Below are 25,492 nucleotides of genomic sequence, written 5' to 3'. Positions count from 1 at the left end.
ATCAAATAATCAGCCAATGCCGAGAAGACCACGAGTGAAAGCTTCGCCACCCAGAGCGAATTCCGTGGCCAGAAGTGCAATAAAACCAAGCATGGCCATGCGGCCATTCAGCATCTCTGCACGTTCATGGAAGCCCCAGCCGCTCTCGGTGTCCACCACTTCCATACGGGGCTCTGTTGCGAAAGCATTCAAACGGCCACCATCTTCTGTGGTCACAGTGGCGCCGCGAATCGTGGGAGCGTTGGAAGGAACCTGAGACATGATCAACCTGACTTCTTTACACAGTGTAACGCACTATTAAGAAGTTTTACGCAACCGCATCCTGCAAAGGTCTTCAAAAGCTGGCCTTAGCAAAAAGGGATACTCACCAACCCAGAGCTTGAGTTGCGGCAGCCACGCATCGGTAAGAGCTCCAACTCTGGAAAAGTCCTTGCGCTCACTAAGGACGATGCAGCGAACCAGCACACCTGCACGGATCATCGAATGGTTCTTGGTCATAGGGAAAGTCACCCTCCCCAAGTAGCCGTCCTCATCAGCTAGCTCCAGGATCATCCAGGTCCTGCGGTTTTCGACCAGTTCAAGTCTTCCGCTCGCGTCGGCCTGTTCGCGCTGATTCTCCACACGCTCCTTGGTGTAAGCCTCGATTACCTCGCCCTCAAACAATGCTGCTGATGGGTATCGCCGCAAGGTGGCGTTGCGACGTCCCGCCTCAAGAATCGGCCCCCAGAGGATGTAGAGAATCAGAACGAACCCGGCAACCAGCCAGACAGAACCCCAGCGGTTGAAGGAAAGGCTCTGACTGATCAACAGCGTGATCACTCCCCCAATCACTGAGATCAACAAGCGCTGCAAGATTTTGCGTGGATCACCCAATGCAAATCTGAACTGGGTACCGGTTGCCACAGCCGGGATCAACGTCTGCAGTTCACCGGAACGAAGTGGAATCAGCATGGATAATTCAGATCAGCCTCTCCAGGCCGTACACAAGACCTGAAAGCTGGCGCACCTTGCGTATGCACAGCAAAACTCCAGGCATGTAAGCGGAGCGATCAATTGTGTCGTGGCGAAGCGTATAGGTCTCACCCGGTGCACCGAACATCACTTCCTGGTGCGCCACCAGTCCTGGTAGGCGAAGGGAATGGAGACGCAGCCCGCTAGGGCGTTCACCGCCGCGACTGCCCTTGAGCGATTCATGCTCATCAACCTCAACGGCATTAAATGTTTTACCCAGCTCCTCCATCAGCTCAGCTGTCTTGATGCAAGTTCCACTAGGAGCATCAGCCTTGCGGTTGTGATGCAACTCGGTGAGCTCGGCATGGTCGTAAAAGCGTGCCGCCGCTGCCGCGGCCTGCTGGAGCATCACCATGCCCACCGAAAAGTTGGGAATCACAGCACCGCCGACGGAAGCTTTTTCTGAAAAACTCTGCAGATCTTTGAGTTGCTCAGGGGAAAGACCAGTCGTTCCGATGACGGGGTGCACGCCATAAGCGATGGCTGCCCGGGTGTTGGCGTAGACAACAGATGGGTGTGTGAAATCCACCATCACTGCACCTTGCCCAGGGCCGGAATCCCGAACCGCCTGACTTGTGGCGCACAGACAACCTTCTAAGTCTGCCGTGACGGCCACCTCCATGGCTCCAAGACCCAGCTGTTCGCCGATATCAGCACCTTCCATTCCCGGTGTCGTGTCGACGGCCCCTACTAAATGGCAATCCGTTGAGGACTGAACGGCGCGGATCACTTCAGCACCCATGCGCCCCAGAGCTCCGGTGACCAAAACAGGGATTGACTGATTTGCAGCAGCGCTCATACCAGTGACGTGTCTCGTCAGAGCCTATGAGCCGACCGAGTTGTAACACCACAAGAAAACCTGAGCGAAGGACTGCTCCCGGCCGTAATGTTCTTTACACAGCTCAACGTGCGCCGATGTTTACACAGGTCCGCTCCGCAAATCGCCGAGTTGCTCCTGTGGAGGGTCAAACCCATAAATCCGTCATGAAGGCGGTCTATGTGGTTTTGGAGCCCCAATATCAAAATGCACTCACTCAGGCAGCCACTGCTCTGAATGCCAGTGGAAGTGAACTTGGAATCGAACTCAGTGGATACCTGATTGAAGAGCTTCGAAATGACGTTAATTACGAAGACTTCAAGAAGGATGTTTCTGAAGCAGACGTCTTCATCGCCTCGTTGATCTTCATTGAGGATCTGGCTCAGAAAGTCGTCGATGCCGTTACGCCGCATCGTGACCGTCTCAAAGCGGCGGTTGTCTTCCCCTCAATGCCGGAGGTGATGCGCCTCAACAAACTCGGCAGCTTCTCGATGGCTCAGCTCGGGCAGAGCAAGAGTGCCATCGCTGGCTTCATGAAAAAGCGCAAGGAGGCTGGCGGTGCTGGCTTCCAGGACGCAATGCTCAAGCTCCTGAACACCCTGCCCACTGTTCTGAAATATTTGCCCGTTGAGAAAGCGCAGGACGCTCGCAGCTTCATGCTCAGCTTCCAGTACTGGCTGGGTGGCACACCAGACAATCTGCGCAACTTCTTACTCATGCTGGCTGACAAATATGTCTTCCCTGCTGAGGAAGGAGAGGAGAGACCTCTCATGGACGTTGCTGCCCCCGAAGTGTTTCCTGACCTGGGCATCTGGCATCCACTGGCACCGTCGATGTTCGAGGACCTCAAGGAGTACCTCAACTGGACGTCCAGCCGCACCGATCTATCCGAGGAAGCCCTCAGGGGCCCTGTGATCGGACTTGTGCTGCAGCGCAGCCACATCGTCACCGGAGACGATGCCCACTACGTCGCAACCATCCAGGAACTTGAGTTCCGTGGTGCCCGGGTGATTCCCGTGTTCTGCGGGGGGCTCGATTTCTCGAAGCCCGTCAATGCCTTTTTCTACGACCCTCTCAATCCTGAGCAACCTCTTGTTGACGGCATCGTTTCCCTCACCGGTTTTGCCTTAGTTGGGGGACCCGCCCGTCAAGATCATCCGAAAGCAGTCGAATCACTCAAAAAACTCAATCGTCCCTACATGGTGGCTTTGCCACTGGTCTTTCAGACGACCCAAGAATGGGAAGACAGTGACCTCGGTTTGCATCCCGTTCAGGTTGCACTTCAAATTGCCATTCCAGAGCTAGACGGCGCAATCGAACCGATTGTTCTCTCAGGCAGAGATGACGCCACCGGCAAAGCTCACACACTGCAGGACCGAGTTGACGCCATCGCTGAAAGAGCAATCAGGTGGTCATCGCTGCGCATCAAACCCCGCTTTGACAAGAAGCTGGCCATCACAGTGTTCAGCTTCCCTCCCGACAAGGGCAACGTGGGCACTGCGGCCTATCTCGATGTCTTTGGCTCCATCCATCGCGTCATGGAGGAGATGAAAGCGAAGGGATACGACATCAAAGATCTGCCAGCAACTCCCCGTGCACTGCTGGAAGCGGTGATTAACGACGCCAATGCCATGCAGGGATCACCGGATCTTTCCATCGCCCACCGCATGAGCGTCGAGGAATACGAACGACTCACTCCCTACTCGGAACGGCTTGAGGAGAACTGGGGCAAACCTCCCGGAAACCTCAACAGTGATGGTCAGAACCTGTTGGTGTTTGGCAGGCACTTCGGCAACGTCTTTGTCGGCGTCCAGCCCACCTTTGGCTACGAGGGTGACCCCATGCGTCTGCTTTATTCACGCAGCGCCAGTCCTCATCACGGATTTGCCGCCTATTACACCTATCTAGAAAAAATCTGGAAGGCTGACGCCGTGCTGCATTTCGGCACCCACGGGTCGCTCGAATTCATGCCCGGCAAACAGATGGGGATGAGTGAAACCTGCTATCCCGACTCCCTGATCGGCTCCCTGCCGAACCTTTACTACTACGCCGCCAATAATCCGTCTGAAGCCACCATCGCTAAGCGTCGTGGTTATGCATCGACGATCAGCTATCTCACTCCGCCCGCGGAGAATGCCGGCCTTTACAAGGGGCTCAAAGAACTTGGCGAGTTGGTCGGCTCTTACCAACAACTTCGCGAGGGTGGTCGTGGTGTACAGATCGTCAACACCATTGTCGAAACAGCCCGCCAGTGCAACCTCGACAAGGATGTTGACCTCTCTGAGGAGGATGCCTCAACACTTGACCTTGAAGGCCGCGACGCACTTGTCGGAGCTGTCTATCGCCAACTGATGGAAATCGAGAGTCGCCTGCTTCCCTGCGGACTCCACACCATCGGCAAGCCCCCAACAGCCGAAGAAGCCATCGCCACCCTGGTGAGCATCGCAGCTCTTGAACGAGATGAAGACGGGCTTCGCTCCCTTCCCGGCCTGCTAGCTGAATCCATCGAGCGAACGATCGAAGACGTCTACAAAGGAAATGACAGCGGTGTCCTCGCTGATGTGGAACTGAACCGCACCATCACCGAAACGTCGCGTGCTGCAGTCTCCGCCATGGTCCGGGCCGTCACCGGCAGTGACGGGAGAGTCAACCTGCGCAACAACTGGTCTTGGTTCGGCAACTTGCTATCCCGCTTCGGCATCAAACGGTCGTCCCCATGGCTGAAGGCCTGCCGAACCAAAGGGTTCAGCGAGGTGGATCCAACAGAACTCGACAAGCTGTTCGGATACTTGCGTTTCTGCCTAGAGCAGGTTTGCGCCGACATGGAGATGGAAAGTCTTCTGAAAGCGCTCGACGGCGAATACATCCTTCCAGGGCCTGGAGGTGATCCAATCCGCAACCCGGGAGTGCTTCCCAGTGGCAAGAACATCCACGCCCTTGATCCACAGGCGATTCCAACCAAAGCAGCTGTTGCCGCGGCCAAAGGCGTTGTGGACAAGTTGATTGAGCGCCAACGCGAAGAGCAGGGAGACTGGCCCGAAACCATTGCCTGCGTCCTCTGGGGCACGGACAACATCAAGACCTACGGAGAATCTCTGGCTCAGATTCTCTGGTTTGTGGGTGTTAAGCCTATGCCGGACTCCGTGGGTCGGGTCAACAAACTCGAGCTGATTTCTCTCGAGGAGCTAGGACGCCCCCGCGTTGATGTGGTGGTGAACTGTTCCGGAGTCTTCCGCGATCTGTTTATCAACCAGATGGCGCTAATCGATCAGGCCGTGAAGATGGCAGCCGAAGCCGATGAGCCGCTTGAACAGAATTTTGTTCGCAAACATGCCCTTGAGCAGGCTGAGAAAGAGGGAAGCAGTTTGCGAGACGCTGCATGTCGGGTGTTCTCCAATGCCAGTGGCAGCTACAGCTCCAACGTGAATCTGGCCGTGGAAAACAGCACCTGGGAAGAGGAAGGAGAGCTGCAGGAAATGTATCTTTCCAGAAAAACCTTTGCCTTCAATGCTGACAATCCCGGTGAGATGAACCAAAAGCGCGAAGTCTTCGAGAATGTGATGAAAACCGCAGATGTCACATTCCAGAACCTCGACTCCGCTGAGATCTCCCTCACCGATGTAAGTCACTATTTTGACTCTGACCCCACGAAACTGATTGCAGGTCTTCGCGATGACGGCAAAGCACCTACCAGCTATATCGCCGATACCACCACTGCCAATGCTCAGGTTCGTTCCCTAAGCGAGACGATTCGTCTCGACTCCCGTACAAAACTTCTCAACCCAAAGTGGTACGAGGGAATGCTGGACTCGGGTTATGAGGGTGTTCGAGAAGTTGCGAAGCGCCTTAATTTCACTCTTGGTTGGAGTGCCACAAGTGGCTCAGTTGATAATTTCGTCTACGAAGAAGCCAATGAAACATTCATCAACGATCCTGAAATGCGCAAGCGTCTTCTAGATCTGAACCCCAACAGCTTTCGCAGGATCGTTGGAACTCTGCTCGAGGTGCACGGACGCGGATACTGGGAAACTTCTGATGAAAACATCCAACAATTGCAGGAGCTTTATCAAGAGGTAGAGGATCGAATTGAAGGAGTCACGACAACCGAATCCTGAACCCTGATTGCCAAGGTTCTGACATCGGCTTTATGAATGCCTAGACCACACCCGTCAGAACGGGCGCTCGCATCGATCCAAACAGAGTTGATCTAGCGATGCACGGTTGGTGATCTTTAGCCGGTACCGAGCCCATACACCATAGAAAATGTCAACCACTGGACCAATCACTGGCCAGCGGGTTGGTGCATACAGCCAACCGAGCCCAATCAGGCGATAAGCCTCACGAAACACCGCGACATCAGTGAGCACTGTTCCATCGGCATTGATGGCATGAATCCTCGCCATCGCCTGGCGATAACTAATACCAGACCACTGCTCCGGGGAGTAGTCGTGTGCATCGACATCAATAAAACGGATGGACTGATCGCGATCCTTACGACGCAAAAACGTCACCTCACGAACGCAGAGTGGACAGCCCCCGTCGAAAAGAAGGGTGAGCTCAGGGCTCGTGCTCATAAAAGTCTTACAGAGTGGTCCGTTCTAGCCAGATCATTCACGAACGTTGCCGGGCAACCGCCGCGGCCATGGTCACCACCTGACTCATCGGCCCTACATCGTGCACTCGCAGCACATGAACCCCAGCCTCCACAGCCCTTGCGCAGACCGCAGCCGTACCCCAGATCCTTGCTTTGGAGCGAGGTTGATCAAGAACAGCACCAATAAAACGCTTACGAGAAGGTCCTAGCAAAAGAGGAATGCCGTCCTGCTGAAGATCGTCCAACTGTCTGAGCAGCTCAAGATTCTGCTCCGTGGTCTTGGCGAAGCCCAGACCTGGATCCCAGATCAGCTGTTCCCGACTCAGGCCGGCCTGAAGAGCCCGATCGGTGCTGAGCCTGAGTTCCTGCAACACTCCAGCAACAACACCCTGGTCGCCGTAATCAGTGCAGTCATCCATGGTCAGACTGTCACCACGACTGTGCATCAGCACATACGGGCAACCAGCATCAGCCACCAACGGAAGCATGGCAGGGTCGCGCCTGCCTCCACTGACATCGTTGATCCAATCGGCACCTGCCTTCAAAGCTGCTCGTGCAACAGATGCCAGAAACGTATCCACAGAAAGAATGGCTTGCGGATGGGCTGCTCGAATGCTTTCAAGACCAGGTAGAAGACGCGACAGCTCTTCTTCGGCACCTACCTCAACAGCACCGGGGCGGGTGCTCTGGGCACCAAGATCGAGAACTTGCGCTCCAGCCTGCAGCTGACGTGACGCTTCGGTTAAGGCCAAATCCGCCCTATTGAACCGTCCTCCATCACTGAAAGAATCTGGGGTGAGGTTGATTACCCCCATCACAGCTGGGCGATGGCCCCAGCAGGCGGGATGACGCATGGCTGATCAGGCGACCTGATAGTTGGCGATGCGAGCAAAGCTTTCAGCATCGAGCGATGCGCCACCCACGAGCACACCGTCGATATCACTCATGGCCATGAGCTCATCGATGTTTGCAGGTTTGACGGATCCTCCGTACTGAATGATCAGATCAGAGGCACCCACCCAACTCCGAATCAGACCACAGATGCGGTTCGCCTCAGAGGATTCACAGGTCTTGCCGGTGCCGATGGCCCAGATGGGTTCATAGGCAACCACGAGACGGTTCGGATCCAGTCCTTCAAGGCCCTGTTCAACCTGACGGCGAATCACACGCTCAGCTTCACCACGGCTGCGCTGTTCATCACTTTCTCCAACGCAGACAATGGGGATCAGACCATGGGCCTGAGCTGAACGCGCCCTGTGGTTGATCTGCTCATCGCTCTCACTGAAGTATTTACGCGGCTCGCTGTGGCCAACAATCGCGTAACGCACTCCATGCTCTTCCAACATCGACGGAGCGATCTCCCCCGTGAACGCACCCTGACCTTCCCAGTGCACGTTCTGACTTGAAATCTCAAGCCTTGACCCTGAAGTGACCTCAGCCGTCGTACTAATCGCAGTAAACGGAGGAGCCACCACCAGCTCACGGTCATCAGGCGTGTCCGCGATCAATGGCAAAAACGTGGCCAGCCAGTCCCGGGCCTGGGCGCACGTCATGTGCATCTTCCAGTTTCCAGCAATCACCGGTTTGCCCACGCTTGCGTCCTCTGCGGCTCAGCAGCAGCCAACTTACGTTCCTACGCAAGCACGATCGTCTCAGATCATCGTGACGACAGCCTGATCTCCACCAACAATTACGCAATCGCCGATCTTCAGCTGGCGACCACGCTGAGTCACAACGCAGTCATTCACACGCACTTGCCCGTCCTGGATCAGCATCTTGGCCTCACCGCCAGTACCGACCCACCCTTGCCATTTCAGGAACTGATCGAGTCGCATCAGCCAATGGGAACACAAAAGAGCATTGATAGTGTGACGCGATGCTGAAAACCTCCGAGGCAGGATTCCGCAGGCTGCTGCCATTACTGCGTCCGCATCTGCCCCAACTAAGCCTCGGGCTGATCTGCATGCTCATCTATGTGAGCAGCTTTCTATTGCTGCTCAATCTCGCGGGTTCCCTGTTCCCTGCCCTGGGATCGAGAGATCTAGGGAGAGTGCTCGGGCTGATCGGGCAGGGCGTGCTGATTTTTGCGATCCAGAAAGTGGCTCAGTTCGGTCAGGACTCCCTGCTGGCCGGACCTGCCCTTCAGGTGAGCAAGACCCTGCGCAGCAATCTGTTTCGTCGGCTGCAGACCGTTGAACTGGGAGCACTAGAGAAACTCTCAGCAGGCGATGTCACCTACCGACTGACCGAAGACGCGGATCGTGTCAGTGAAGTGCTCTACAAATCGATTCACGACACACTTCCGAGTGTGCTCCAACTGCTGGCGGTGCTGGGGTACATGCTCTGGCTGGACTGGAAACTCACAGCATCGATCCTGCTGCTGGCACCGTTGATCATCTGGCTGATCAGCCTGTTTGGCGCACGAGTGATGGCAGCCACAGAGCGCAGTCAGAAGAAAGTGAGCGAACTGGCCGGTTTGCTTGGTGAAGCCATCGAAGGCCTACCGCTTGTACGGGCCTTCGCTGCAGAGCCCTGGCTGCAAGGGCGCTTTGAAGATGAGATTGATCAACATCGTCAGGCCCGGCATCGCACTTACAGCCTTGTTGCCCTGCAGCACCCGGTTGTCGGAATGATCGAAGTGGTGGGCCTTTTCTCGGTGCTTGGACTGGCTGCCTGGAGGATTCAGAACGATGGCCTGAGCACTGCTGGCTTAAGCAGCTATCTCACTGGCCTTGTGGTGCTGATCGACCCCATCGCTCACGTCACCAACAACTTCAATGAATTTCAGCAAGGTCAAGCTTCGCTGCGCCGTCTGCGGGAGATCGAACAGGAGCCACAAGAAACCGCAGATCCAGATCCGGCCTTGCCGATTGGTCGACCGGAAGGCCACCTAAATCTGCATCGCGTCAACTTCGCTTACGGCAACGGTGAACCGGTGCTTCGCGACATCAACCTGAACATCGAAGCCGGTCAGGTTGTTGCACTGGTTGGACCATCCGGTGCCGGCAAAAGCACATTGTTCTCCCTGCTTCTGCGCTTTAACAGTGCCCAGTCAGGAGAGATCGAGCTGGATGGAAAGAATCTGGCTCAAGTGAAAGCGCGCGAACTTAGACAACAGGTCGCCCTCGTGCCTCAGCGAACAACAGTGTTCTCCGGCAGCATTGCCGAAGCGATCCGTTTCGGCAGACCAGCAAGCCATAGTCAGCTGCTGGAAGCAGCCCGTCTGGCCAATGCCCACGATTTCATCATGGCCTTGCCGGATGGCTACGAGACAAAGCTGGAGGAGCGTGGCACCAACGTGTCCGGGGGGCAGCTGCAGCGAATTGCCATTGCTAGGGCAGTCCTAGGAAATCCCGCGGTGATGCTGCTCGATGAGGCCACAAGCGCTCTGGACGCTGAGGCTGAGGCTGCTGTTCAGCTGGGACTGCGCCAGGCGATGCACGGCCGCACTGTGCTGGTGATCGCCCACCGACTGGCCACTGTGCAGGAAGCCGATCAGATTGTGGTGCTTGACCGCGGCCAAATCAGCGAACAAGGCAGCCATGATCAGTTGATGGCGAATAACGGCCGCTACCGAGATCTGTGTGAACGCCAAATGATTCGCGATGGGCGCAGCTAAGTTTCGTTCGATTCAACTGTGATTCAGTTCATCCGATGACCGCAACGCCAGCAGAAAATCCAGTGCTCACCTTCGAAGGTAAGCGCTACAACCTCAATGACCTTCCTGAAGATCTGAAGGAACTCGTGCGCGGCATGCAGGTTGCTGACGCGCAGCTGCGCATGCATGAAGACACGCTGAAAGTTCTTGCCGTTGGACGTCAATCCATGGCAATGCAGCTGAATGAGCGACTGAAAAACGTCACTCCAATGCCAGAACAAGGCTGAACGTTCCAGAGAGCAGCAAGGGTCGGTCTTAATCACAAGCATCCAATCGATGGTGGAGGCTTGTGATTAAGACCGGATCATCGAATATTTACGAATCAGGTTCCGATGACGGGCTGAAGTGATTTTGTGTGAGCTGAAATACAGTTCCCGAAAGCAGCAGAAGCGCCAATAAGTTAGGTAGAGCCATGAGGCCATTCAAAGTATCAGAAACATCCCAGACAAGACCTTTTTCTCCGGCAATCGCTGCGATTACAGCCACGGATACCCAAACCAATCTATAGGGCAAAATTGCTTTTTCACCAAGGAGGAATTGCGTACATTTCTCACCATAAAAGCTCCAACCCAGGATGGTAGTAAATGCAAAAACAACGATGCTGATGGTCACTATTAATCCTCCACCGCTAACACCCAAACCAAAAGCTTCGATAGAAATCTCTGATCCTGCCAATGCCTTGCGAGCACTATCAGACATTCCGAACAGCTCTTTTGAATAAGTTGTAATTACTACAAGAGCAGTCATTGTGCAAACAACGAACGTATCAATAAAAGTGCCGAGCATCGCGATCGACCCCTGAGTAACAGGGCTATTTGTTTTTGAGGCGGCATGGGCAATTGGCGCACTGCCTAAACCTGCTTCGTTTGAAAAAATCCCACGCTTGAAGCCTTGAAGGACAACAACCCCAAACGCACCACCAACAGCAGCCTGCCCTGTAAAAGCCGATCCAAAAATCAATCCAAATGCTGAGGGAATATCGGCGAAATTGATCACAAGAATTACTAAACAAGAACCTACGTAAAGGATCCCCATCAGTGGAACAATTGCAGAGGCAGCTCTAGCAATTCTGCGAATGCCACCAATCACTACAAGGAAAATCAACACACCGAGAATGACTCCAGTCACCTCACGAGGGACATGCAGGATTGATTTCTCCAAAGCTTTCGCAAGTTCAAATGATTGAACTCCGTTGCCGATTCCGAAACCAGCAAGCATTCCAAAGACAGCAAAAAGGCCACCCATCCAGGCCCAACTTTTCCCCAAACCATTGCTGATGTAGTACATAGGGCCACCAACATGATTTCCAGAGGAATCAACTTCCCTGAACTGAATAGCCAATACTGCTTCTGCGTACTTCGTGGCAATTCCGAACAAAGCAATCAGCCACATCCAGAAAACTGCCCCAGCCCCACCAACGGCAATAGCTGTCGATACACCAGCAATATTGCCGGTGCCGATGGTTGCCGCCAAAGAAGTCATCAATGCCTGAAAAGGAGAAATTTCTCCTTCAGACTTCAGCGCAGCAGGCCTGGAAACAAGTTTGAAGCCATAAATAAGCTTTCGTAGTGGAATGAAGCGAAGACCAAACATCAAAAAGATGCCAGTAATCGCGATCAGGGCCACGGTGGGTGGCCCCCAAACAAATCCCCCAATCTGAGAATTAAATGATTTTAAAAAATGTTGCATAGTTGAGCTCAAACTTGAATGTTGTCACCATCCGTTAAAAGCGAAAATATTATCAATTTGTCTTTGCTTCAAGCGACTCAAATCGAAACACCTGTTTCTCAGCAGCGTCTCCACTTTCAGTTTTGATAATGCGCTGCTGAAGGACCCAAGGACCACCTTCAAACAAAGGAGTGAACGTGTCTTCAAATTGATTTGCAGAGCCTTTACTCTCACCAGTCTTTGGATCTGAATATTGGCTGTTGTAGGTGTGGCTGAGATAACCCGATCCAGTGTCCGTTGTGCTTCCGGTGTGAATGGTGACCACCGTGCCGTGAATATGCCGGTGAACCATCGTCACCACATCATCTTTGATGCGGTAGCGATCTCCCTCACCCTTACCTGCGATCAGGACCTCTAGCCCTTCATCCGTGCTGTCACCAGCGATAAAGGTGTTGGCGCCATGCACCTGCTCAAAGGGTCTGCGAACGCGATGAATGGCGACTTCCCAGAGTTGGGAGGCGATCGCCTTCTCCACCTCAGCATCATCAACACCCTCGACCTTGGCCTTCAGATCCGCACCGATCTGAAACCGACCTTCAACACGACGATCGCCCTGTTCCCAGACGCAGCGTCCTTGATATCCGCCGAATCCTGGTTCCCAGGTGTAGCGGTTCTGATAAGCAGCTTGAAAAGCATCCCGGCAGTCACTGCCGGGGGCAACGTTGGCAATGCTGGTGACAGTCACGTGAAGAGATCGAATCTCTGGCGACCTTACCGGGGCTGAACCTATCGATGAACATCCTGAAGGGCATGGATATCAAACGTCTGCGATTGCAGCGCCTCAATCCCTTGAACAGCCGAACGTGCTCCGGCAAGCGTAGTGAGGGTTGGTACGGAGTAATCGAGCGCAGCACGCCGCAAGTAGCGATCGTCATGGGCCGCTTGTCGACCGATCGGCGTGTTGATCACGAGCTGCACAGCGCCGGAGCGAATCAAATCCTCGATATTGGGACGTCCTTCATGGACCTTCAGCACTGACTGCACCTGAAGACCGGCCTCACTCAAGGTAGCCGCGGTGCCCGCAGTGGCCGTGAGCGAGAAGCCCAGATCGAGCAAACGCCTAGCCACAGGAACGAGGGCAAACTTGTCCCGGTCATGGGTGGATAGGAAAACGTTGCCCTTCGTTGGCAGGGCCTCTCCAGCGGCCAGCTCCGCTTTGGCGTAAGCCATCCCAAAATGCGTAGACCACCCCATCACCTCTCCGGTAGAACGCATTTCTGGGCCCAGAAGTGTGTCGGCACCGGGGAAGCGCCGGAAGGGGAGAACAGCCTCTTTCACCGCCTGAAGCGGCGGAGTGGGTTCCTCGCTGAGACCAATATCCGCGAGGGTCTCGCCAGCCATTAGGCGAGTGGCGATTCTTGCCAGTGGTACACCGGTGGCCTTGGCGACGAAAGGCACCGTCCGCGAGGCGCGCGGATTCGCTTCGATGATGAACACACGCTCCTCTCCTGAAGCAGTGCGTTGAACCGCGAATTGAAGATTGATCAGACCCTGAACCTGAAGGCGCAAGGCGAGGGCCTTGGTCCAGGAGCGGATTGTGGCAAGGGCTTCATCACCGAGAGAGACCGACGGAAGACAGCAGGCGGAATCACCTGAGTGAATCCCTGCAGGTTCGATGTGCTCCATCAGCCCACCGATCACCACCACACCATCCCGATCGCAGAGCGCATCGACATCCACCTCAACGGCGTTCTGCAGGTATTGATCAATGAGCACCGGATGATCAGGCTCCACCTGTACCGCATCAGTCATGTAGCGATTGAGCTCCGACTCGTCGTGAACGACCTCCATGGCCCGACCACCGAGCACATAAGAAGGACGCACCACTACCGGATACCCAACGGTGTCTGCAACAGCGCGTGCTTCTTGCTCGGTCCGGGCAAGGCCGTTGCGTGGTTGGCGGATGTCAAGTTCACGCAGGATCGCTTCGAACTGCTCACGGTCCTCCGCTCGATCAATCGATTCCGGTGAGGTACCCCAGATGCGGGTGCCCGTGGCCTGACCTGCCGGCGAGTTCAACCAACGCAGCAGAGGCATCGCCAGCTTGAGCGGCGTTTGCCCGCCGAACTGAACAATCACGCCTTCAGGGCGTTCTGCCTCGATCACATTGAGAACATCCTCAAAGGTGAGAGGTTCGAAATACAGACGATCACTGCTGTCGTAGTCGGTAGAGACCGTTTCGGGATTGCTGTTGAGCATCACCGTGGCGAAGCCTCGATCCTGTGCAGAAAACGAGGCGTGGCAACAGCAGTAATCGAATTCGATGCCTTGGCCAATGCGATTGGGACCGCCACCAAGGATCATCAGCTTGCGTCTGTTGTCCTCCGACACTTCTGTCGCCGGGGGCTGAACCGTCAATGTCCCCGTTGCATCCAGTCGAGACAGCGGACGTTCATAGGTTGAGTAGTGGTAAGGAGTGGTCGATGCAAATTCGGCTGCACAGGTGTCCACCGTCTTAAACACGGGACGCACGCCAAGCTTGAGTCGCGCTTCGCGCACATTTAAGTGATCCGAGCCTGTGAACCAGGCGATCTGACGATCGGAGTAGCCGAGCTGCTTCAGCCTGAGGAAGTCCGCGGAGCTGATCTCCGACAACTGCCGATCGTTCAACAGTTCAATTTCAGTGTTGATGAGGACACGCAGCTTGGCCAGGAACCACGGGTCGATACGGCTGAGATTGTGAATCTGCTCATCCGTGCGTCCCGCCACCATGGCGGAACGCACCGTGAGGATTCTTTCCGGTGAGGGCGTCCGCAGAGACCGGTCAAGTTCAGCAGCCGTGAGCTCGGGCTCGGTGCGATCACCACCCCAGCCGGCCAGGCCGGTTTCCAAGGATCGCAAAGCCTTCTGGAACGACTCCTCGAAACAGCGCCCGATAGCCATGGCTTCACCAACCGACTTCATTGCCGTGGTGAGCACCGCAGGCGAACCCCTGAATTTTTCAAAGGCGAAACGAGGAACCTTTGTGACGACGTAATCAATCGTCGGTTCAAAGCAGGCAGGCGTCTTACCTGTGATGTCGTTGAGAATCTCGTCGAGGGTGTAACCAACAGCGAGACGCGCAGCGATTTTGGCAATGGGGAATCCGGTGGCCTTGCTGGCTAGAGCCGACGATCGGCTGACGCGGGGATTCATCTCGATGACCACCACCTCGCCATCGGCGGGGTTGATCGCGAACTGGATGTTGCTGCCACCTGTGGCCACACCGATCTCACGGATGATGGCGATCGACTGATCTCTTAGTCGCTGGTATTCACGATCCGTGAGGGTCTGGGCTGGAGCCACCGTGATCGAATCACCGGTGTGAACACCCATGGGATCGAGGTTTTCGATGCTGCAGACAATCACAACGTTGTCGGCGAGATCACGCATCACCTCGAGTTCGAATTCCTTCCAACCCAGAAGTGACTGCTCGATCAGGATCTGAGAGACGGGACTGGCATCGAGGCCGGTTTTGCAGATCGCTGCGTATTCCTCTGGGTTGTAGGCAATGCCACCTCCGCTTCCACCCAAGGTGAAGGCGGGTCGGATGATTCTCGGATAGGTGCCGATAGCAGCGCCGACAGCCTCCGACTCCTCCAGCGATGAAGCGATGCCAGAAGGACAGACCTTCACACCGATCCGCTCCATCGCTTGCTTGAACAGCAGTCGATCCTCCGCTTTTCGGATGGCCTGAAGATCGGCACCGATCAGCTCGACCCCGAATTTCTCCAGGATGCCGTTTTCAGCCAGGGTGACTGCCAAATTGAGAGCGGTCTGACCTCCCATCGTGGGAAGCAGGGCATCGGGTCGCTCCTGTTCGATCACCCTTGCGACCACCTCTGGGGTGAGCGGTTCGACGTAGGTGCGATCCGCCATATCCGGATCGGTCATGATCGAAGCTGGATTGGAATTCACCAGAACGACCTCAAACCCCTCGGCACGAAGTGCTTTGCAGGCTTGAGTTCCTGAGTAATCGAACTCACAAGCCTGGCCGATCACGATCGGCCCTGAACCCAGCAGAAGAATGCGACGAAGATCATTCCGCCGGGGCATGGGCGTTCTCTCAGCAGCCAAACAATTCGAGTCTCCCACGCAGCCCCATGTCCACATGCATCTGTTCAGCGGGAGGTGCCGGGCAGTCGCTAGCGTTAGGGGTCAGGAGAACAATCGACAGTCATGAGTGAGCTCCAGCGTCTGAAAGGGTTGCTTCCCCCAGAGATGCAGAGCTGGGTGTTCGTCGAAGCAGCCGCTGCCGTTGAGCCGGCTTTGATCACTCTTGAAGAGATCGGCAGGGATGAGGTTGAGATTCAGGTTGATCTCGACGCTTGGGACGACCTGGCCCTCGACCACCGCAACCTGCTGTTCTGGCACGAAGTGGGCAGGATTCAGAACGACACCATTCCACGCGATGGCTGGGAGATGGCAGCACTTGCGATCGGTCTGGGCGGGGCCATCGGTGAGCTCTGGGTGCAAGACGGTCTGCTCTTGTTCATGGCTCTAGGTTTGTCTGGATTCGCTGGCTACCGCCTCTATCTCAAGAACAACGCAGAAAAACGGCTTCGCGATGCCATCTCGGCTGATGAGCGGGCTATCGATCTGGCCTGTCGATTTGGCTACAGCGTCCCAAACGCTTACAAAAGTCTGGGAGGCGCACTGAAGGAGCTCGTCGAGAAAACCAGAAAGAAGAAAAAACGCAGTTTTTACGAAGACCGACTGGAGGCGTTGCGCAAGAGTGCGGGGAAAGCTCGCGCTGAAATGGCGCAACAGCAAGGTTCACGTCAATCCGTCACCAGCGAGAATGTCTATGGATAGTGAACAGTTTGCGGAACTCGCAGCCGATGCCTGCGATGACCGTAAGGCGGTGGACATCCAGCTCATCCGCGTCGATGAGGTCTCCAGTCTGGCCGACTGGATGGTGATCGCTGGTGGACAAAGCGATGTTCAGGTCAGGGCTATTGCACGATCCGTCGAGGATCGGATTGAGGATGAAGTTCAGAGACTTCCCCTGCGCAAAGAGGGCGTGAACGAGGGACGCTGGGCCTTGCTGGATTACGGCGAACTTATCGTGCACGTGCTCCAACCCGGGGAAAGGAGTTACTACGACCTTGAAGCATTTTGGAGTCACGGGGAGAGTCGTCCCTACCTAACCTCCAAATCATCAGACGATTAACAGGCGGCCCTGCATGCCCTCGAGCATCTCCTGCCCTGTTCCCCCTGAGCAGAGACCTCAGGAGGAATTTGCTCAATTCAGCCGATCTTGGTTTTTTGCTTGGCCCTGTACGGCACAAGTGTCTCTTGACCGGGCCTTGCTGATCAGCTGGGTGCTGATTTCACCGATCACCGTGCTGGTGGCCAGTGGAAGCTGGACGTTGCGCCACGATCCAGTGCGGTTGCTGCTGGCAGGAGGTGTTGCAGCACTGGTGATGCCGATGCTGTTGTTAATTCGACAGTGGCTGGGCTGGACCTACGTGCACAAACGTCTGCTTTCAGAGAAGGTGGAATACGAGGAATCAGGTTGGTACGACGGTCAGGTCTGGGAAAAACCGGTGTCCTGGCGAGAGCGTGACTTACTTCTGGCTCAACATGAAGTGAGGCCCATCCTCGGCCGGCTAGGGAGAGCCATGGCCCTAGTGACAGGTCTGATGCTTGGTGGAGCAAGCATCTGTCAGGCTCTCTGAACCTTAGAAACATCAGGGCATGTCGATCCCATCGGGTTACCGCGGCTCGGCGCGCTCCTTGAATACTCCACCCCTGGAAGTCCAGCTACGGCGTGGGTCTTCAATCGAATCCACCCACAAAGTGCATGCGGTTGTCTGCGACAGCCGAGGTCGGGTGCTGATGAAAGCAGGGCAACCGGACTTCGAAACCTTCATCCGCTCAGCGCTGAAACCCTTTCAGGCCCTGCCATTGATCAGCAGCGGAGCATCCGAGACCTACAGCTGCGGTGAGCGCGGCATCGCCATCAGCTGTGGATCGCACTCGGGCACTCCTAGCCATGCACGTGAAGCGTTCCGAATGCTCTGGAACGCTGAACTGGCAAGCGACGATCTTCAGTGCCCCATCCCTAATGATCGTTCCAGCCCTCTTGAACACAATTGCTCCGGCAAGCATGCCGCGTTTCTGATCACCGCCCGAAAGATGGGATGGCCCACTGAAAACTACCTTCAGGGAGACCATCCTCTACAGCAGGAAATCTCACGACGTGTGGCGGAATTACTCGGTCTGCCCCCTGATGAACTGGTCGCTGAACGGGATGACTGCGGCGCTCCAACAATGCGCCTTCAGCTCGACCAGATGGCTCTGTTGTTTGCTCATCTCGGATCTTCTGCCCATGCAGAACTGGAACAGATCAGCAGGGCGATGCTGGCTCATCCTGAACTGGTGGCAGGGGAGGGACGATTCGACACGGAATTGATGCGACGCTCGCATCGCCAGGTGATCAGCAAGGGAGGCGCAGAGGGCGTTCAATGCCTGAGCAGAACTGGTGAGGGACTTGGCGTCGCCATCAAAGTAGAAGACGGAGCAAGACGGGCCAAACAGGCTGTGGCTCTTCATCTGCTGCGTCAGCTCGACTGGATCACGCCAAGCGGACTGAAGGAACTGGAGGAACAGCTGCTGATCCTCAACCCAGGCGTTCACCTTGTGGTGGAAGGTGAACTGCGAACCTCCTGACCACAATTGAGTGGTGCCTTTGAACACCAAGTTGTATAGTGATTGAGTCACCGCGGGGTAGAGCAGTCTGGTAGCTCGTCGGGCTCATAACCCGAAGGTCGGGAGTTCAAATCTCCCCCCCGCCACCAAATAAAAAAGCCCCACTTTGATGGGGCTTTTTTATTGCTTCAAAATTGGATTGTTTTAATCGGTTCGCTTCAAGTGCAAGGTCTGCGTTGGGAAGGCGAATTCAATACCTTTATCTTCAAAGCAACGCATCAGCTTCAGATTGACTCGATGTCTCAGGTCAAGTGAATGGTCAAAGTCCCCATCTGGAACAAAAAACACATACTCAACATTGAGCGAGAAATCTCCATAGCTGATGAAATGCGCCCGTCCAAATTGAGCATCTTCAACTGATTCAACAACTGATCGAATCAGCTCAGGGATCATCTCCATCTGATCCGCTGAAGTGTCATAAGTGACGCCAATCACCTGCACAATCCTTCGACGTGGCAAGTCGGTGAGATTTTCAATGGTGGCATTGAGCAAATCGCCATTGCTCATGACCGTTCTCTGTCCATTCAGGCTGCGAATAGAGGTTGAGCGCACCCCTACCTGTTCAACACGCCCCACAACATCACCGACTCGGATCTTCTGCCCCACCGAAAAGGGTTGATCCAGAAGAACGGTCAGGTAGTCGGTGAAGTTCTCTACTGGCCTCTGAAGTGCCAAACCAAGCCCGATACCCGCTCCGGCCAGAGCCGCGAAAATCGCCCCAAGCTCCAGCCCCTCATTTTGCAGATAGATCAGAAGGGCGAACAACCAAACCACTGTTCGCAGCATTGGCGAAAATCCGACAAGCATCTCGGGGGTGATCACGGGATGTTCCATTCGTCTGAGGGCACCATCTGCCAGACGCAAAAACACGCGATTGATCAGCCTGGCGATCAGCACAACCGCCATGAGCCGTGACACGGCGTAAATGGCCTGATCCGCCAAACCTGCCATCGGAAGGGCATCCCACCCCCACACGAGCACCGCCAGCCAACCGATCGGCAACAGCGTGCTGGTGAACAGGCGCACAACAAATTCAGTTGTGCTGTGCTGGCGACTACTCGCCAGATACAGCAGTACTGCGCGCAGCAGACGCGTGAGCAGCAGCACTGCCAAACAACCTCCGAGCCAGCGTGCCAGGGCCAAAACCAAAAAAGGAGGAATGGACATTGGCCCTAGAGGCAGCGCTCATCGGAAACTATCTGTTGGTCATCGTCATGCCGTGTCCTTGAATCCCTTTGAAGCGATTGTGATCGGGTCGGGAGCAACAGGCGGCGTGGCCGCGATGACACTTGCAGAAGCAGGACTCCACGTTCTGGTCGTGGAAGCGGGTCCTGATCGATCTGCCTCGGAGGCCCTGGGGAGCGAGCCTGGCAACAGTTTCAGGCGGGCCGAAGGGCTGATCAGCGGCCGCCACCGGCGGCAGGTGCAGCACCCTGGCTACTGGAAACAGAACCCCGCCCTCTATGCGGACGAACGTCAGTACCCATACAGCACACCAGACGATCAACCCTTTCTATGGACCCAGGGCCGTCAGGTTGGCGGCCGGAGCCTCACATGGGGCGGGATCACCCTGCGGCTTTCGGACTATGAATTCAAAGGCGCGGATCATGACGGATATGGCCAAAACTGGCCCATCACTCACGCCGATCTCGATCCTCACTACACCGCGCTCGAGCAGCTGTTTGAAGTCCGTGGTGCGCGAGATGGACTTAAGCAGCTCCCTGATGGACAGATGGCATCGGCTTTGCCATTCATGCCTGAAGAGGAGCGATTCCGTGAGCTGCTGACCAAGGAACGCGGTCTCCCCTTTATCCACTCGCGGGGCTTTGAGGCCCACCAACGCCAGCAGACCTCGAACTGGCCGAAATCAAGCAGCAACGGCTCCAGCCTTCAGCGTGCTTTGGCTACGGGTCGCGTAGACATTCTGAGCAACTCGATGGCGGAATGCCTGGAGATCGATCCCGCACAGGAGCGCGCCCGTTCTGTGGTGGTGGTGAACCGCAGCAGTGGAGAACGTCAGCGACTGGACTGCAACCTTGTGGTGATCTGCGCTTCAACGATCGCGACAGTGCGTCTGCTGTTGCAGTCAGAACAACAAGCCCAATCCATGGGGTTCAGTGATCCCTCCGGCCAGCTAGGGAAGGGGCTGATGGACCACGTGTCCTGCTGTCGTTTCTTCACCGTTCCCAGTGAAACCGGACGTGGAGCAACGCAGCAATCCGATCCGTCCAGCACGCTGTCAGGAGCAGGCAGCTTCTTCCTGCCCTTCGGCAATACTCCAGAAACCTGCGCCGGACGTCCGTTCCTGCGCGGCTATGGGATCTGGGGGGGCATCAACCGATTTGACCCGCCGTGGTGGCTTAAACGCAATCCAGATCGTCGGCTTGGCTTTTTGATCGGCCACGGAGAGGTGCTCTCCGATGCAAGGAATCAGGTGTGCCTCTCGCAACGCTGCGACCCACTAGATGTACCGATGCCCCATATCAGCTGCCAATGGAGAGCGAATGAGCAAGCCATGGTGCAGCACATGCAAGGCACGATCGAGGACTGCATCAACGTCGGCGGCGGTGTCACAACATCCCTTGCAGACCAAGTGCACCTTCCGCTGGTGAAACCGATCGTCGCCAAAGCCCTTTCTGCCCAGGAGGACGCTCCACCTCCCGGTTACTACATCCATGAAGTCGGAGGTGCGCCCATGGGAAGCAGCGAAGACAACAGCGTCGTCGATCGCTGGAACCGGCTCTGGCGCTGTCCCAATGTGCTGGTGGTGGATGGAGCCTGTTGGCCCAGTTCCGGATGGCAGAGCCCGACGCTCACCATGATGGCCATCACCCGCAGAGCATGCCTGGCTGCTGTTAAGCCTGGCTGCTGTTAAGCCTGGCTGCTGTTTGGCCGTGGTGCTAATGAACAAGTCATCGAGAGAGCCCATGGCGCCCGGTCTTGAGCCCGCTAGTCCTGCTGTGGTGTAACGCGACGCAGGCTCGTCGGCCCAAGGGGATGATCGGCGTGTGGATACGGATGATGTCCATGATCATGAGAGTGGTCATGGGAGTGGTCATGGGAGTGGTCATGATCGTGATGGTGCCCAGCGCCAACCGGAATCGGGATGCCATCGGGTTGACAAACACCCGTGCATTCGCGTTCGCAGAGTGCACAGGCTTCAGTCAGCCCTTCAACGTGGTGATGGTGGCTTGACTGGTCAAGCCCCACTTCCTGCTCAAAGCCCAGCACCTGAGCCCTGTACTTACAAAGAGAGCAGTTCATTGCTGCTTCTCCGCCCATTACCTCCTGAACCCGCTCAAGAAACGTGTCCAACACGAAACTGTGATCTCCCAGATAGGACGCATTCACAAAATCAACGTCCGGATGATCCTCCGCAACCCGCTCTGTGTGTTGACGGATGCGGCTGACCAATACCCCTGAGAACAGAAAATAAGGGAACACGATGATGCGCTTGAACCCAAGCTTCACCACATGACGCAGACCGGGTTCCACCAGTGGAAATGTGACGCCCGAATAGACGGTTTCTCCCCAGCCGAAACCAAAACCTTCCACCAACATCCTGGTGACCTTGGCGACGTTGGAATTGGCATCAGGGTCCGAGGAACCACGACCGACGACCACGAGCATGGTTTCGGAGAGATCAACCCCAGAGGTTTTGTTGAGAGCCTCCTGAATGCGTGCCCCTGCCGCGGCAATCATCAACCTGTCCACACCCAGTTCACGGCCGTAGTCGATCTCCAGTCCGGTTTCAGCGCTGTAGGTATTGAGCACAGAAGGGATGTCGTTTTTGGCGTGTCCAGCGGCAAACAACATCGCCGGAACGGCAAGTACCTTGCCGACCCCCTGCTCTCGCAGTCTTTCCAGGCCATCTCTCAGGATGGGACGTGCGAACTCAAGGAACCCGTATTCCACCGGCAATCCTGTCAGTCGCTCTTTGAGTCCGTTGGCCAACCCTTCGAACTCGGCAACCGCCAGACGATTGCGGCTGCCATGACCACAGATCAGAACTCCATGTTTGGTTGCAGCAGGAGCAACGATCTGCTCGGTCACACGTGCGGTGCATCTGTATCAAACCTATTCGCGGCCGTAAAACAAAGACCATGAATCCGCTGGCAAGTTATGCAAAGACTCTTGGTTGCCTGACTCCTGGTCAGGAGCTGTTGAAGCAGCTGATGCTGCAACCGCTCGGATCAACACCCTTACGGGTTTGCTCCGGAGGAAACACCAGTCGCTGCGCAAGCGATGGCTGCTGGACCGTGGATCTGCAACGACATCAGGAGGTCCGCTATTTGGAAGACTCCGGAGAAGTCGAGTTCGGCACAGGCCTGACGATGGCCAAGCTGTTGCAAGTCTTACGAGCTACGGACCGCAGCATTCCCATTGGGCTCTCCGGACTCACGGGAAGCGGCTTCATTCTCACGGGAGGGATGGGTCCCTTGAGCCGTTCACAAGGGCTTGCATTGGACTCGATCACTGCAATTGAGGGGATCTGGGGCTCAGGTGAGTCCTTTGCCCTATCGACGCCCCGAACAGCGGATGATCTCCGCCGTTGGCGCGCCCTGATGGGTGCTGCACCATTCCTGGCTGTGGTTACGCGCCTAAGGCTTCGCACCCAACGCCGCCAATCACTGCGAGTGCGCCATGGAGTGATCACTCCATCGCAACTGTCAGAGCTGCTCCAGAGCGCGGAGAGCTGGCCAGAAACCTGCAGCCTGCAATGGAGTTGGGGCGACAGGTTGGAGATCTACGCGGTGGACTGCAGCTCTCAAGAGACCACACCCCAAACGCTGAAACAACTTGATCCAATCCTGGGAACAGATCAGCAAGCTGCAATCCGGTACTGCACGGATCAACTGGAGCTGCCGACCTTTGGCAGGCTCGCGTCAGAAACCGCTCCATCGATGCCGGCTCACAGCGAGGTGCTCGCTCGTCTCGGTCCAGCCTTGGGGCAAGAGGCCGGCCCGTTGATGCAGCTCCTGAGCTCGCGGATGCAGCAGAGGCCTCATGGTGAATGTCGCATCAGCGCTCAGCAGCTGGGGGGAGCAACAACGCGGATCAACCGCGGAGCAACATCATTCGTCCACCGTGATGCCATTTGGAAACCCTGGATCACAGCGGCCTGGAACCCAGGAGATCAAGTCGGACGACAACAAAGCCTTGCGTGGATGAATCAGGTGAATGCCGACTTCAGCACGTCATGCCCTGGAGTCCATTTGGCTCAGTTGCATGACCATCTCCCCAGCCATCAAGGAGAACTGATTGAGGCCTTCGAAGAGTGGTTGCCAGAGCTGCGTCAACTCAAGAGAGAACTGGATCCAAAGGGACGATTGCCACCGCTCTGAACTACGGTCCCTGCACTCATTCAGTGATTGATGGCCTCAGGATCCATGCCTCGGCAGTTGAATCTTGGCTTCGGCAACCCAAGCAAAGATCTGTTGTCCGGACTTGTGGTGGCCTTCGCCATGATTCCGGAGGCCATTGCGTTTTCTGGCATTGCCGGTGTCGATCCTCAGGTCGGCTTGTTCGGAGCGTTTCTGCTTTCGATCACGATCGCCTTTTTCGGTGGTCGCTCGGCGATGATCACCTCCGCCACCGGCTCCACGGCTCTACTGATGACCGGCCTGGTGGCAACCGGGGAGGCGCGCGGCGAAGGGCTGGGGTTGACCTATTTACTGGTTGCCGGTGTGGTCACAGGGATCCTGCAGATTCTCTGGGGTTGGTTACGTCTGGCCTACCAGATGCGTTTCGTACCTCTTGGCGTGCTCAGTGGCTTTGTGAACGCTCTGGCGTTGCTGATCTTCCAGGCACAGTTTCCACAGTTAGGTATCAATCTGCATTTCGGCGAGTCGGATCTTGCGGGCCATGTCCATGACCTGCTGCCTCACGGCGGTCAGATTCCAGTCATCTGGGGACTGGTGCTGCTTGGTCTGGTGATCATCTATGGGTTACCACGACTGACACGACTGGTGCCGTCACAACTCGTGGCCATCATTGTTCTGACCGTGATTTCGATCCGTTTCAGCCTGGATATCCCCACCGTCAGCAGTCTCGGTGACTTGCCAACTGGACTGCCGATACCGAGCTGGCCCTTCGGTTCGCCAGACAATCTCAAGGTGCCTTTCAGTCTCGAGACCCTGGGAATCGTTCTGCCGACGGCCCTGGCGATCTCACTCGTGGGTCTGATGGAGACCTTCCTGACCCAGGACATCCTCGATGAACGCACGGACAGTAACTCCAACAAAAACGTTGAAGCAAGAGGTCAGGGCATCGCCAACATTGTGTCCTCACTGTTTGGCGGGATGGCGGGCTGCGCCCTGGTTGGTCAGTCAGTCATGAACATCGACAATGGCGGACGCACCAGGCTCTCCACACTCTTTTCAGGGGTCAGCCTGCTGGCCATGATTCTGCTGGGCCGGCAATGGCTCGAACAAATCCCTATGGCAGCACTGGTGGCTGTGATGATCAGCATCGCCGTGAGCACTGCTGATGTCGCTGGGCTGCGCCGACTCCGGTCTATCCCGAAAAGCGACACGGCGGTAATGCTGATGACCTTCGCCGTCACCATGCTCACCACGCCACACAATCTGGCGCTTGGAGTGATTGCAGGGGTCGCTCTGGCAGGAATTCTGTTCAGTCGCAAGGTGGCCAAGGTGATTCGTGTTGATGCTGTGGATGTAAACGAGGGGATGCGCCGGTACGTCGTGAGCGGACAGTTATTTTTTGTCAGCAAGATTTATTTTCTCCAGGGATTTGACGTTCATGACCATCCCAGTCAGATCACAATTGATATGTCAGCAGCTCATATCTGGGATCAAAGCGGGGTGAGCGCACTCAACCAGATCATTCGCAAGCTTGAGCAAGGTGGATCAACAGTCGAAGTCCTGGGATTGAACGAAGAAAGTCTCAATCTTTTCGAACGAATCGGGGCTCAACCAGATGGAGGACATGGCTAGACGCAGCAATTGTTAGTGCTCTGATCTGAACTGAT

At 55.8% G+C, this 25,492-nt stretch carries 22 protein-coding genes and 1 tRNA gene; 11 read left to right on the top strand and 12 right to left on the bottom strand.

The features are described 5' to 3' along the window. Window positions 1-9: 9 nt before the first annotated feature. Genes SynBIOSU31_RS05910 through dapB form a run of 3 tightly spaced genes read right to left on the bottom strand, consistent with a single transcriptional unit; the run spans window position 10 to window position 1,810 of the window. The gene (locus SynBIOSU31_RS05910; RefSeq protein WP_186492525.1) at window positions 10-261 is read right to left on the bottom strand and encodes a chlorophyll a/b-binding protein; all 252 of its coding nucleotides are present in this window, start codon (window positions 259-261) and stop codon (window positions 10-12) included. A 36-nt stretch (window positions 262-297) separates the two neighbouring features. After that, on the bottom strand, window positions 298-951 hold the full coding sequence (locus SynBIOSU31_RS05905; RefSeq protein WP_186492524.1) for a hypothetical protein: 654 nt from the start codon (window positions 949-951) through the stop codon (window positions 298-300). Window positions 952-958: 7 nt separating this feature from the next. After that, entirely contained in the window at window positions 959-1,810 is an 852-nt protein-coding gene (gene dapB, locus SynBIOSU31_RS05900; RefSeq protein ID WP_186492523.1) for a 4-hydroxy-tetrahydrodipicolinate reductase, read from the bottom strand. Window positions 1,811-1,926: 116 nt separating this feature from the next. On the opposite strand from dapB, the gene SynBIOSU31_RS05895 reads away from it, so the two are divergent. Beyond that, window positions 1,927-5,943 carry a magnesium chelatase subunit H gene (locus SynBIOSU31_RS05895; protein ID WP_186492522.1) on the top strand — a complete coding sequence of 1,339 codons (4,017 nt, stop codon included), beginning with the start codon at window positions 1,927-1,929 and terminating at the stop codon, window positions 5,941-5,943. A 54-nt stretch (window positions 5,944-5,997) separates the two neighbouring features. Here the strand turns inward: SynBIOSU31_RS05895 and SynBIOSU31_RS05890 are convergent, their stop codons facing one another. From SynBIOSU31_RS05890 to SynBIOSU31_RS05875, 4 genes are read right to left on the bottom strand one after another with little or no spacing between them, the layout of a single operon-like run. After that, entirely contained in the window at window positions 5,998-6,402 is a 405-nt protein-coding gene (locus SynBIOSU31_RS05890) for a thiol-disulfide oxidoreductase DCC family protein (RefSeq protein WP_186492521.1), read from the bottom strand. A gap of 37 nt (window positions 6,403-6,439) precedes the next feature. After that, window positions 6,440-7,276, bottom strand: coding sequence for a dihydropteroate synthase (gene folP, locus SynBIOSU31_RS05885; RefSeq protein ID WP_186492520.1), 837 nt, complete (start codon window positions 7,274-7,276; stop codon window positions 6,440-6,442). A gap of 6 nt (window positions 7,277-7,282) precedes the next feature. Then, complete coding sequence (tpiA, locus tag SynBIOSU31_RS05880; RefSeq protein ID WP_186492519.1) at window positions 7,283-8,014, bottom strand: triose-phosphate isomerase; 732 nt, start codon at window positions 8,012-8,014, stop codon at window positions 7,283-7,285. Window positions 8,015-8,074: 60 nt separating this feature from the next. Next, a complete protein-coding gene (locus SynBIOSU31_RS05875) occupies window positions 8,075-8,257 on the bottom strand; it encodes an RNA-binding S4 domain-containing protein (protein ID WP_186492518.1) in 183 nt (60 codons plus the stop codon). 41 nt (window positions 8,258-8,298) lie between these two features. Between SynBIOSU31_RS05875 and SynBIOSU31_RS05870 the strand changes: the two genes are divergently transcribed. After that, the gene (locus tag SynBIOSU31_RS05870) at window positions 8,299-10,041 is read left to right on the top strand and encodes an ABC transporter ATP-binding protein (RefSeq protein WP_186492517.1); all 1,743 of its coding nucleotides are present in this window, start codon (window positions 8,299-8,301) and stop codon (window positions 10,039-10,041) included. A 35-nt stretch (window positions 10,042-10,076) separates the two neighbouring features. Continuing rightward, window positions 10,077-10,307 (top strand): DUF6447 family protein, encoded by a 231-nt coding sequence (locus SynBIOSU31_RS05865; protein ID WP_186492516.1) that lies wholly within the window; start codon window positions 10,077-10,079, stop codon window positions 10,305-10,307. 88 nt (window positions 10,308-10,395) lie between these two features. On the opposite strand, the gene SynBIOSU31_RS05860 is transcribed toward SynBIOSU31_RS05865, so the two are convergent. Genes SynBIOSU31_RS05860 through carB form a run of 3 tightly spaced genes read right to left on the bottom strand, consistent with a single transcriptional unit; the run spans window position 10,396 to window position 15,843 of the window. Continuing rightward, entirely contained in the window at window positions 10,396-11,769 is a 1,374-nt protein-coding gene (locus SynBIOSU31_RS05860) for an alanine/glycine:cation symporter family protein (RefSeq protein ID WP_186492515.1), read from the bottom strand. Window positions 11,770-11,821: 52 nt separating this feature from the next. Continuing rightward, window positions 11,822-12,493: a DUF3386 domain-containing protein gene (locus tag SynBIOSU31_RS05855; protein WP_186492514.1), complete on the bottom strand. Its 672-nt coding sequence runs from the start codon at window positions 12,491-12,493 to the stop codon at window positions 11,822-11,824. Window positions 12,494-12,534: 41 nt separating this feature from the next. After that, window positions 12,535-15,843: a carbamoyl-phosphate synthase large subunit gene (gene carB, locus SynBIOSU31_RS05850; protein WP_186492513.1), complete on the bottom strand. Its 3,309-nt coding sequence runs from the start codon at window positions 15,841-15,843 to the stop codon at window positions 12,535-12,537. Between the two features lie 123 nt (window positions 15,844-15,966). Here carB and SynBIOSU31_RS05845 point away from each other — a divergent pair, with 123 nt between their 5' ends. From SynBIOSU31_RS05845 to SynBIOSU31_RS05825, 5 genes are all read left to right on the top strand, one after another. Beyond that, complete coding sequence (locus SynBIOSU31_RS05845) at window positions 15,967-16,602, top strand: DUF3318 domain-containing protein (RefSeq protein WP_186492512.1); 636 nt, start codon at window positions 15,967-15,969, stop codon at window positions 16,600-16,602. Then, window positions 16,595-16,960 (top strand): ribosome silencing factor, encoded by a 366-nt coding sequence (gene rsfS, locus SynBIOSU31_RS05840; protein ID WP_186492873.1) that lies wholly within the window; start codon window positions 16,595-16,597, stop codon window positions 16,958-16,960. The genes SynBIOSU31_RS05845 and rsfS overlap by 8 nt, the downstream gene beginning before the upstream one ends. A 13-nt stretch (window positions 16,961-16,973) precedes the next feature. After that, window positions 16,974-17,468 carry a CGLD27 family protein gene (locus tag SynBIOSU31_RS05835; protein WP_186492511.1) on the top strand — a complete coding sequence of 165 codons (495 nt, stop codon included), beginning with the start codon at window positions 16,974-16,976 and terminating at the stop codon, window positions 17,466-17,468. Window positions 17,469-17,487: 19 nt separating this feature from the next. Continuing rightward, on the top strand, window positions 17,488-18,462 hold the full coding sequence (locus SynBIOSU31_RS05830; RefSeq protein ID WP_186492510.1) for an asparaginase: 975 nt from the start codon (window positions 17,488-17,490) through the stop codon (window positions 18,460-18,462). A 51-nt stretch (window positions 18,463-18,513) separates the two neighbouring features. Next, a tRNA-Met gene (locus SynBIOSU31_RS05825) sits at window positions 18,514-18,590 on the top strand. A 55-nt stretch (window positions 18,591-18,645) separates the two neighbouring features. Here SynBIOSU31_RS05825 and SynBIOSU31_RS05820 read toward each other — a convergent pair. Further along, window positions 18,646-19,668: a mechanosensitive ion channel family protein gene (locus SynBIOSU31_RS05820; RefSeq protein WP_186492509.1), complete on the bottom strand. Its 1,023-nt coding sequence runs from the start codon at window positions 19,666-19,668 to the stop codon at window positions 18,646-18,648. A 52-nt stretch (window positions 19,669-19,720) separates the two neighbouring features. On the opposite strand from SynBIOSU31_RS05820, the gene SynBIOSU31_RS05815 reads away from it, so the two are divergent. Then, window positions 19,721-21,376, top strand: coding sequence for a GMC oxidoreductase (locus tag SynBIOSU31_RS05815; RefSeq protein ID WP_186492508.1), 1,656 nt, complete (start codon window positions 19,721-19,723; stop codon window positions 21,374-21,376). A 74-nt stretch (window positions 21,377-21,450) separates the two neighbouring features. On the opposite strand, the gene SynBIOSU31_RS05810 is transcribed toward SynBIOSU31_RS05815, so the two are convergent. Continuing rightward, complete coding sequence (locus SynBIOSU31_RS05810) at window positions 21,451-22,554, bottom strand: sirohydrochlorin chelatase (protein ID WP_186492507.1); 1,104 nt, start codon at window positions 22,552-22,554, stop codon at window positions 21,451-21,453. A 50-nt stretch (window positions 22,555-22,604) separates the two neighbouring features. On the opposite strand from SynBIOSU31_RS05810, the gene SynBIOSU31_RS05805 reads away from it, so the two are divergent. Both SynBIOSU31_RS05805 and SynBIOSU31_RS05800 read left to right on the top strand, forming a co-directional pair. Continuing rightward, window positions 22,605-23,846: an FAD-binding protein gene (locus SynBIOSU31_RS05805; RefSeq protein ID WP_186492506.1), complete on the top strand. Its 1,242-nt coding sequence runs from the start codon at window positions 22,605-22,607 to the stop codon at window positions 23,844-23,846. A gap of 30 nt (window positions 23,847-23,876) precedes the next feature. Then, window positions 23,877-25,457: a SulP family inorganic anion transporter gene (locus tag SynBIOSU31_RS05800; RefSeq protein ID WP_186492505.1), complete on the top strand. Its 1,581-nt coding sequence runs from the start codon at window positions 23,877-23,879 to the stop codon at window positions 25,455-25,457. Window positions 25,458-25,492 lie beyond the last annotated feature (35 nt).

The organism is Synechococcus sp. BIOS-U3-1 (assembly GCF_014279975.1).
Lineage (GTDB): Bacteria > Cyanobacteriota > Cyanobacteriia > PCC-6307 > Cyanobiaceae > Synechococcus_C.
Note: the sequence above shows the minus strand (reverse complement) of the source record. Positions and strands in the feature narration are given on the sequence as shown.

Bases quoted from the DNA above. Each gene is read 5' to 3' on its own strand.
- SynBIOSU31_RS05820 (WP_186492509.1), bottom strand. From the start codon at position 19,668: ATGTCCATTCCTCCTTTTTTGGTTTTGGCCCTGGCACGCTGGCTCGGA.
- carB (WP_186492513.1), bottom strand. From the start codon at position 15,843: ATGCCCCGGCGGAATGATCTTCGTCGCATTCTTCTGCTGGGTTCAGGG.
- SynBIOSU31_RS05890 (WP_186492521.1), bottom strand. From the start codon at position 6,402: ATGAGCACGAGCCCTGAGCTCACCCTTCTTTTCGACGGGGGCTGTCCA.
- SynBIOSU31_RS05830 (WP_186492510.1), top strand. From the start codon at position 17,488: ATGTCGATCCCATCGGGTTACCGCGGCTCGGCGCGCTCCTTGAATACT.
- dapB (WP_186492523.1), bottom strand. From the start codon at position 1,810: ATGAGCGCTGCTGCAAATCAGTCAATCCCTGTTTTGGTCACCGGAGCT.
- SynBIOSU31_RS05800 (WP_186492505.1), top strand. From the start codon at position 23,877: ATGGCCTCAGGATCCATGCCTCGGCAGTTGAATCTTGGCTTCGGCAAC.
- SynBIOSU31_RS05870 (WP_186492517.1), top strand. From the start codon at position 8,299: ATGCTGAAAACCTCCGAGGCAGGATTCCGCAGGCTGCTGCCATTACTG.
- SynBIOSU31_RS05860 (WP_186492515.1), bottom strand. From the start codon at position 11,769: ATGCAACATTTTTTAAAATCATTTAATTCTCAGATTGGGGGATTTGTT.
- rsfS (WP_186492873.1), top strand. From the start codon at position 16,595: ATGGATAGTGAACAGTTTGCGGAACTCGCAGCCGATGCCTGCGATGAC.
- SynBIOSU31_RS05910 (WP_186492525.1), bottom strand. From the start codon at position 261: ATGTCTCAGGTTCCTTCCAACGCTCCCACGATTCGCGGCGCCACTGTG.
- SynBIOSU31_RS05875 (WP_186492518.1), bottom strand. From the start codon at position 8,257: ATGCGACTCGATCAGTTCCTGAAATGGCAAGGGTGGGTCGGTACTGGC.
- SynBIOSU31_RS05835 (WP_186492511.1), top strand. From the start codon at position 16,974: ATGCCCTCGAGCATCTCCTGCCCTGTTCCCCCTGAGCAGAGACCTCAG.
- SynBIOSU31_RS05905 (WP_186492524.1), bottom strand. From the start codon at position 951: ATGCTGATTCCACTTCGTTCCGGTGAACTGCAGACGTTGATCCCGGCT.
- SynBIOSU31_RS05805 (WP_186492506.1), top strand. From the start codon at position 22,605: ATGAATCCGCTGGCAAGTTATGCAAAGACTCTTGGTTGCCTGACTCCT.
- SynBIOSU31_RS05895 (WP_186492522.1), top strand. From the start codon at position 1,927: ATGTTTACACAGGTCCGCTCCGCAAATCGCCGAGTTGCTCCTGTGGAG.
- SynBIOSU31_RS05845 (WP_186492512.1), top strand. From the start codon at position 15,967: ATGAGTGAGCTCCAGCGTCTGAAAGGGTTGCTTCCCCCAGAGATGCAG.
- folP (WP_186492520.1), bottom strand. From the start codon at position 7,276: ATGCGTCATCCCGCCTGCTGGGGCCATCGCCCAGCTGTGATGGGGGTA.
- SynBIOSU31_RS05865 (WP_186492516.1), top strand. From the start codon at position 10,077: ATGACCGCAACGCCAGCAGAAAATCCAGTGCTCACCTTCGAAGGTAAG.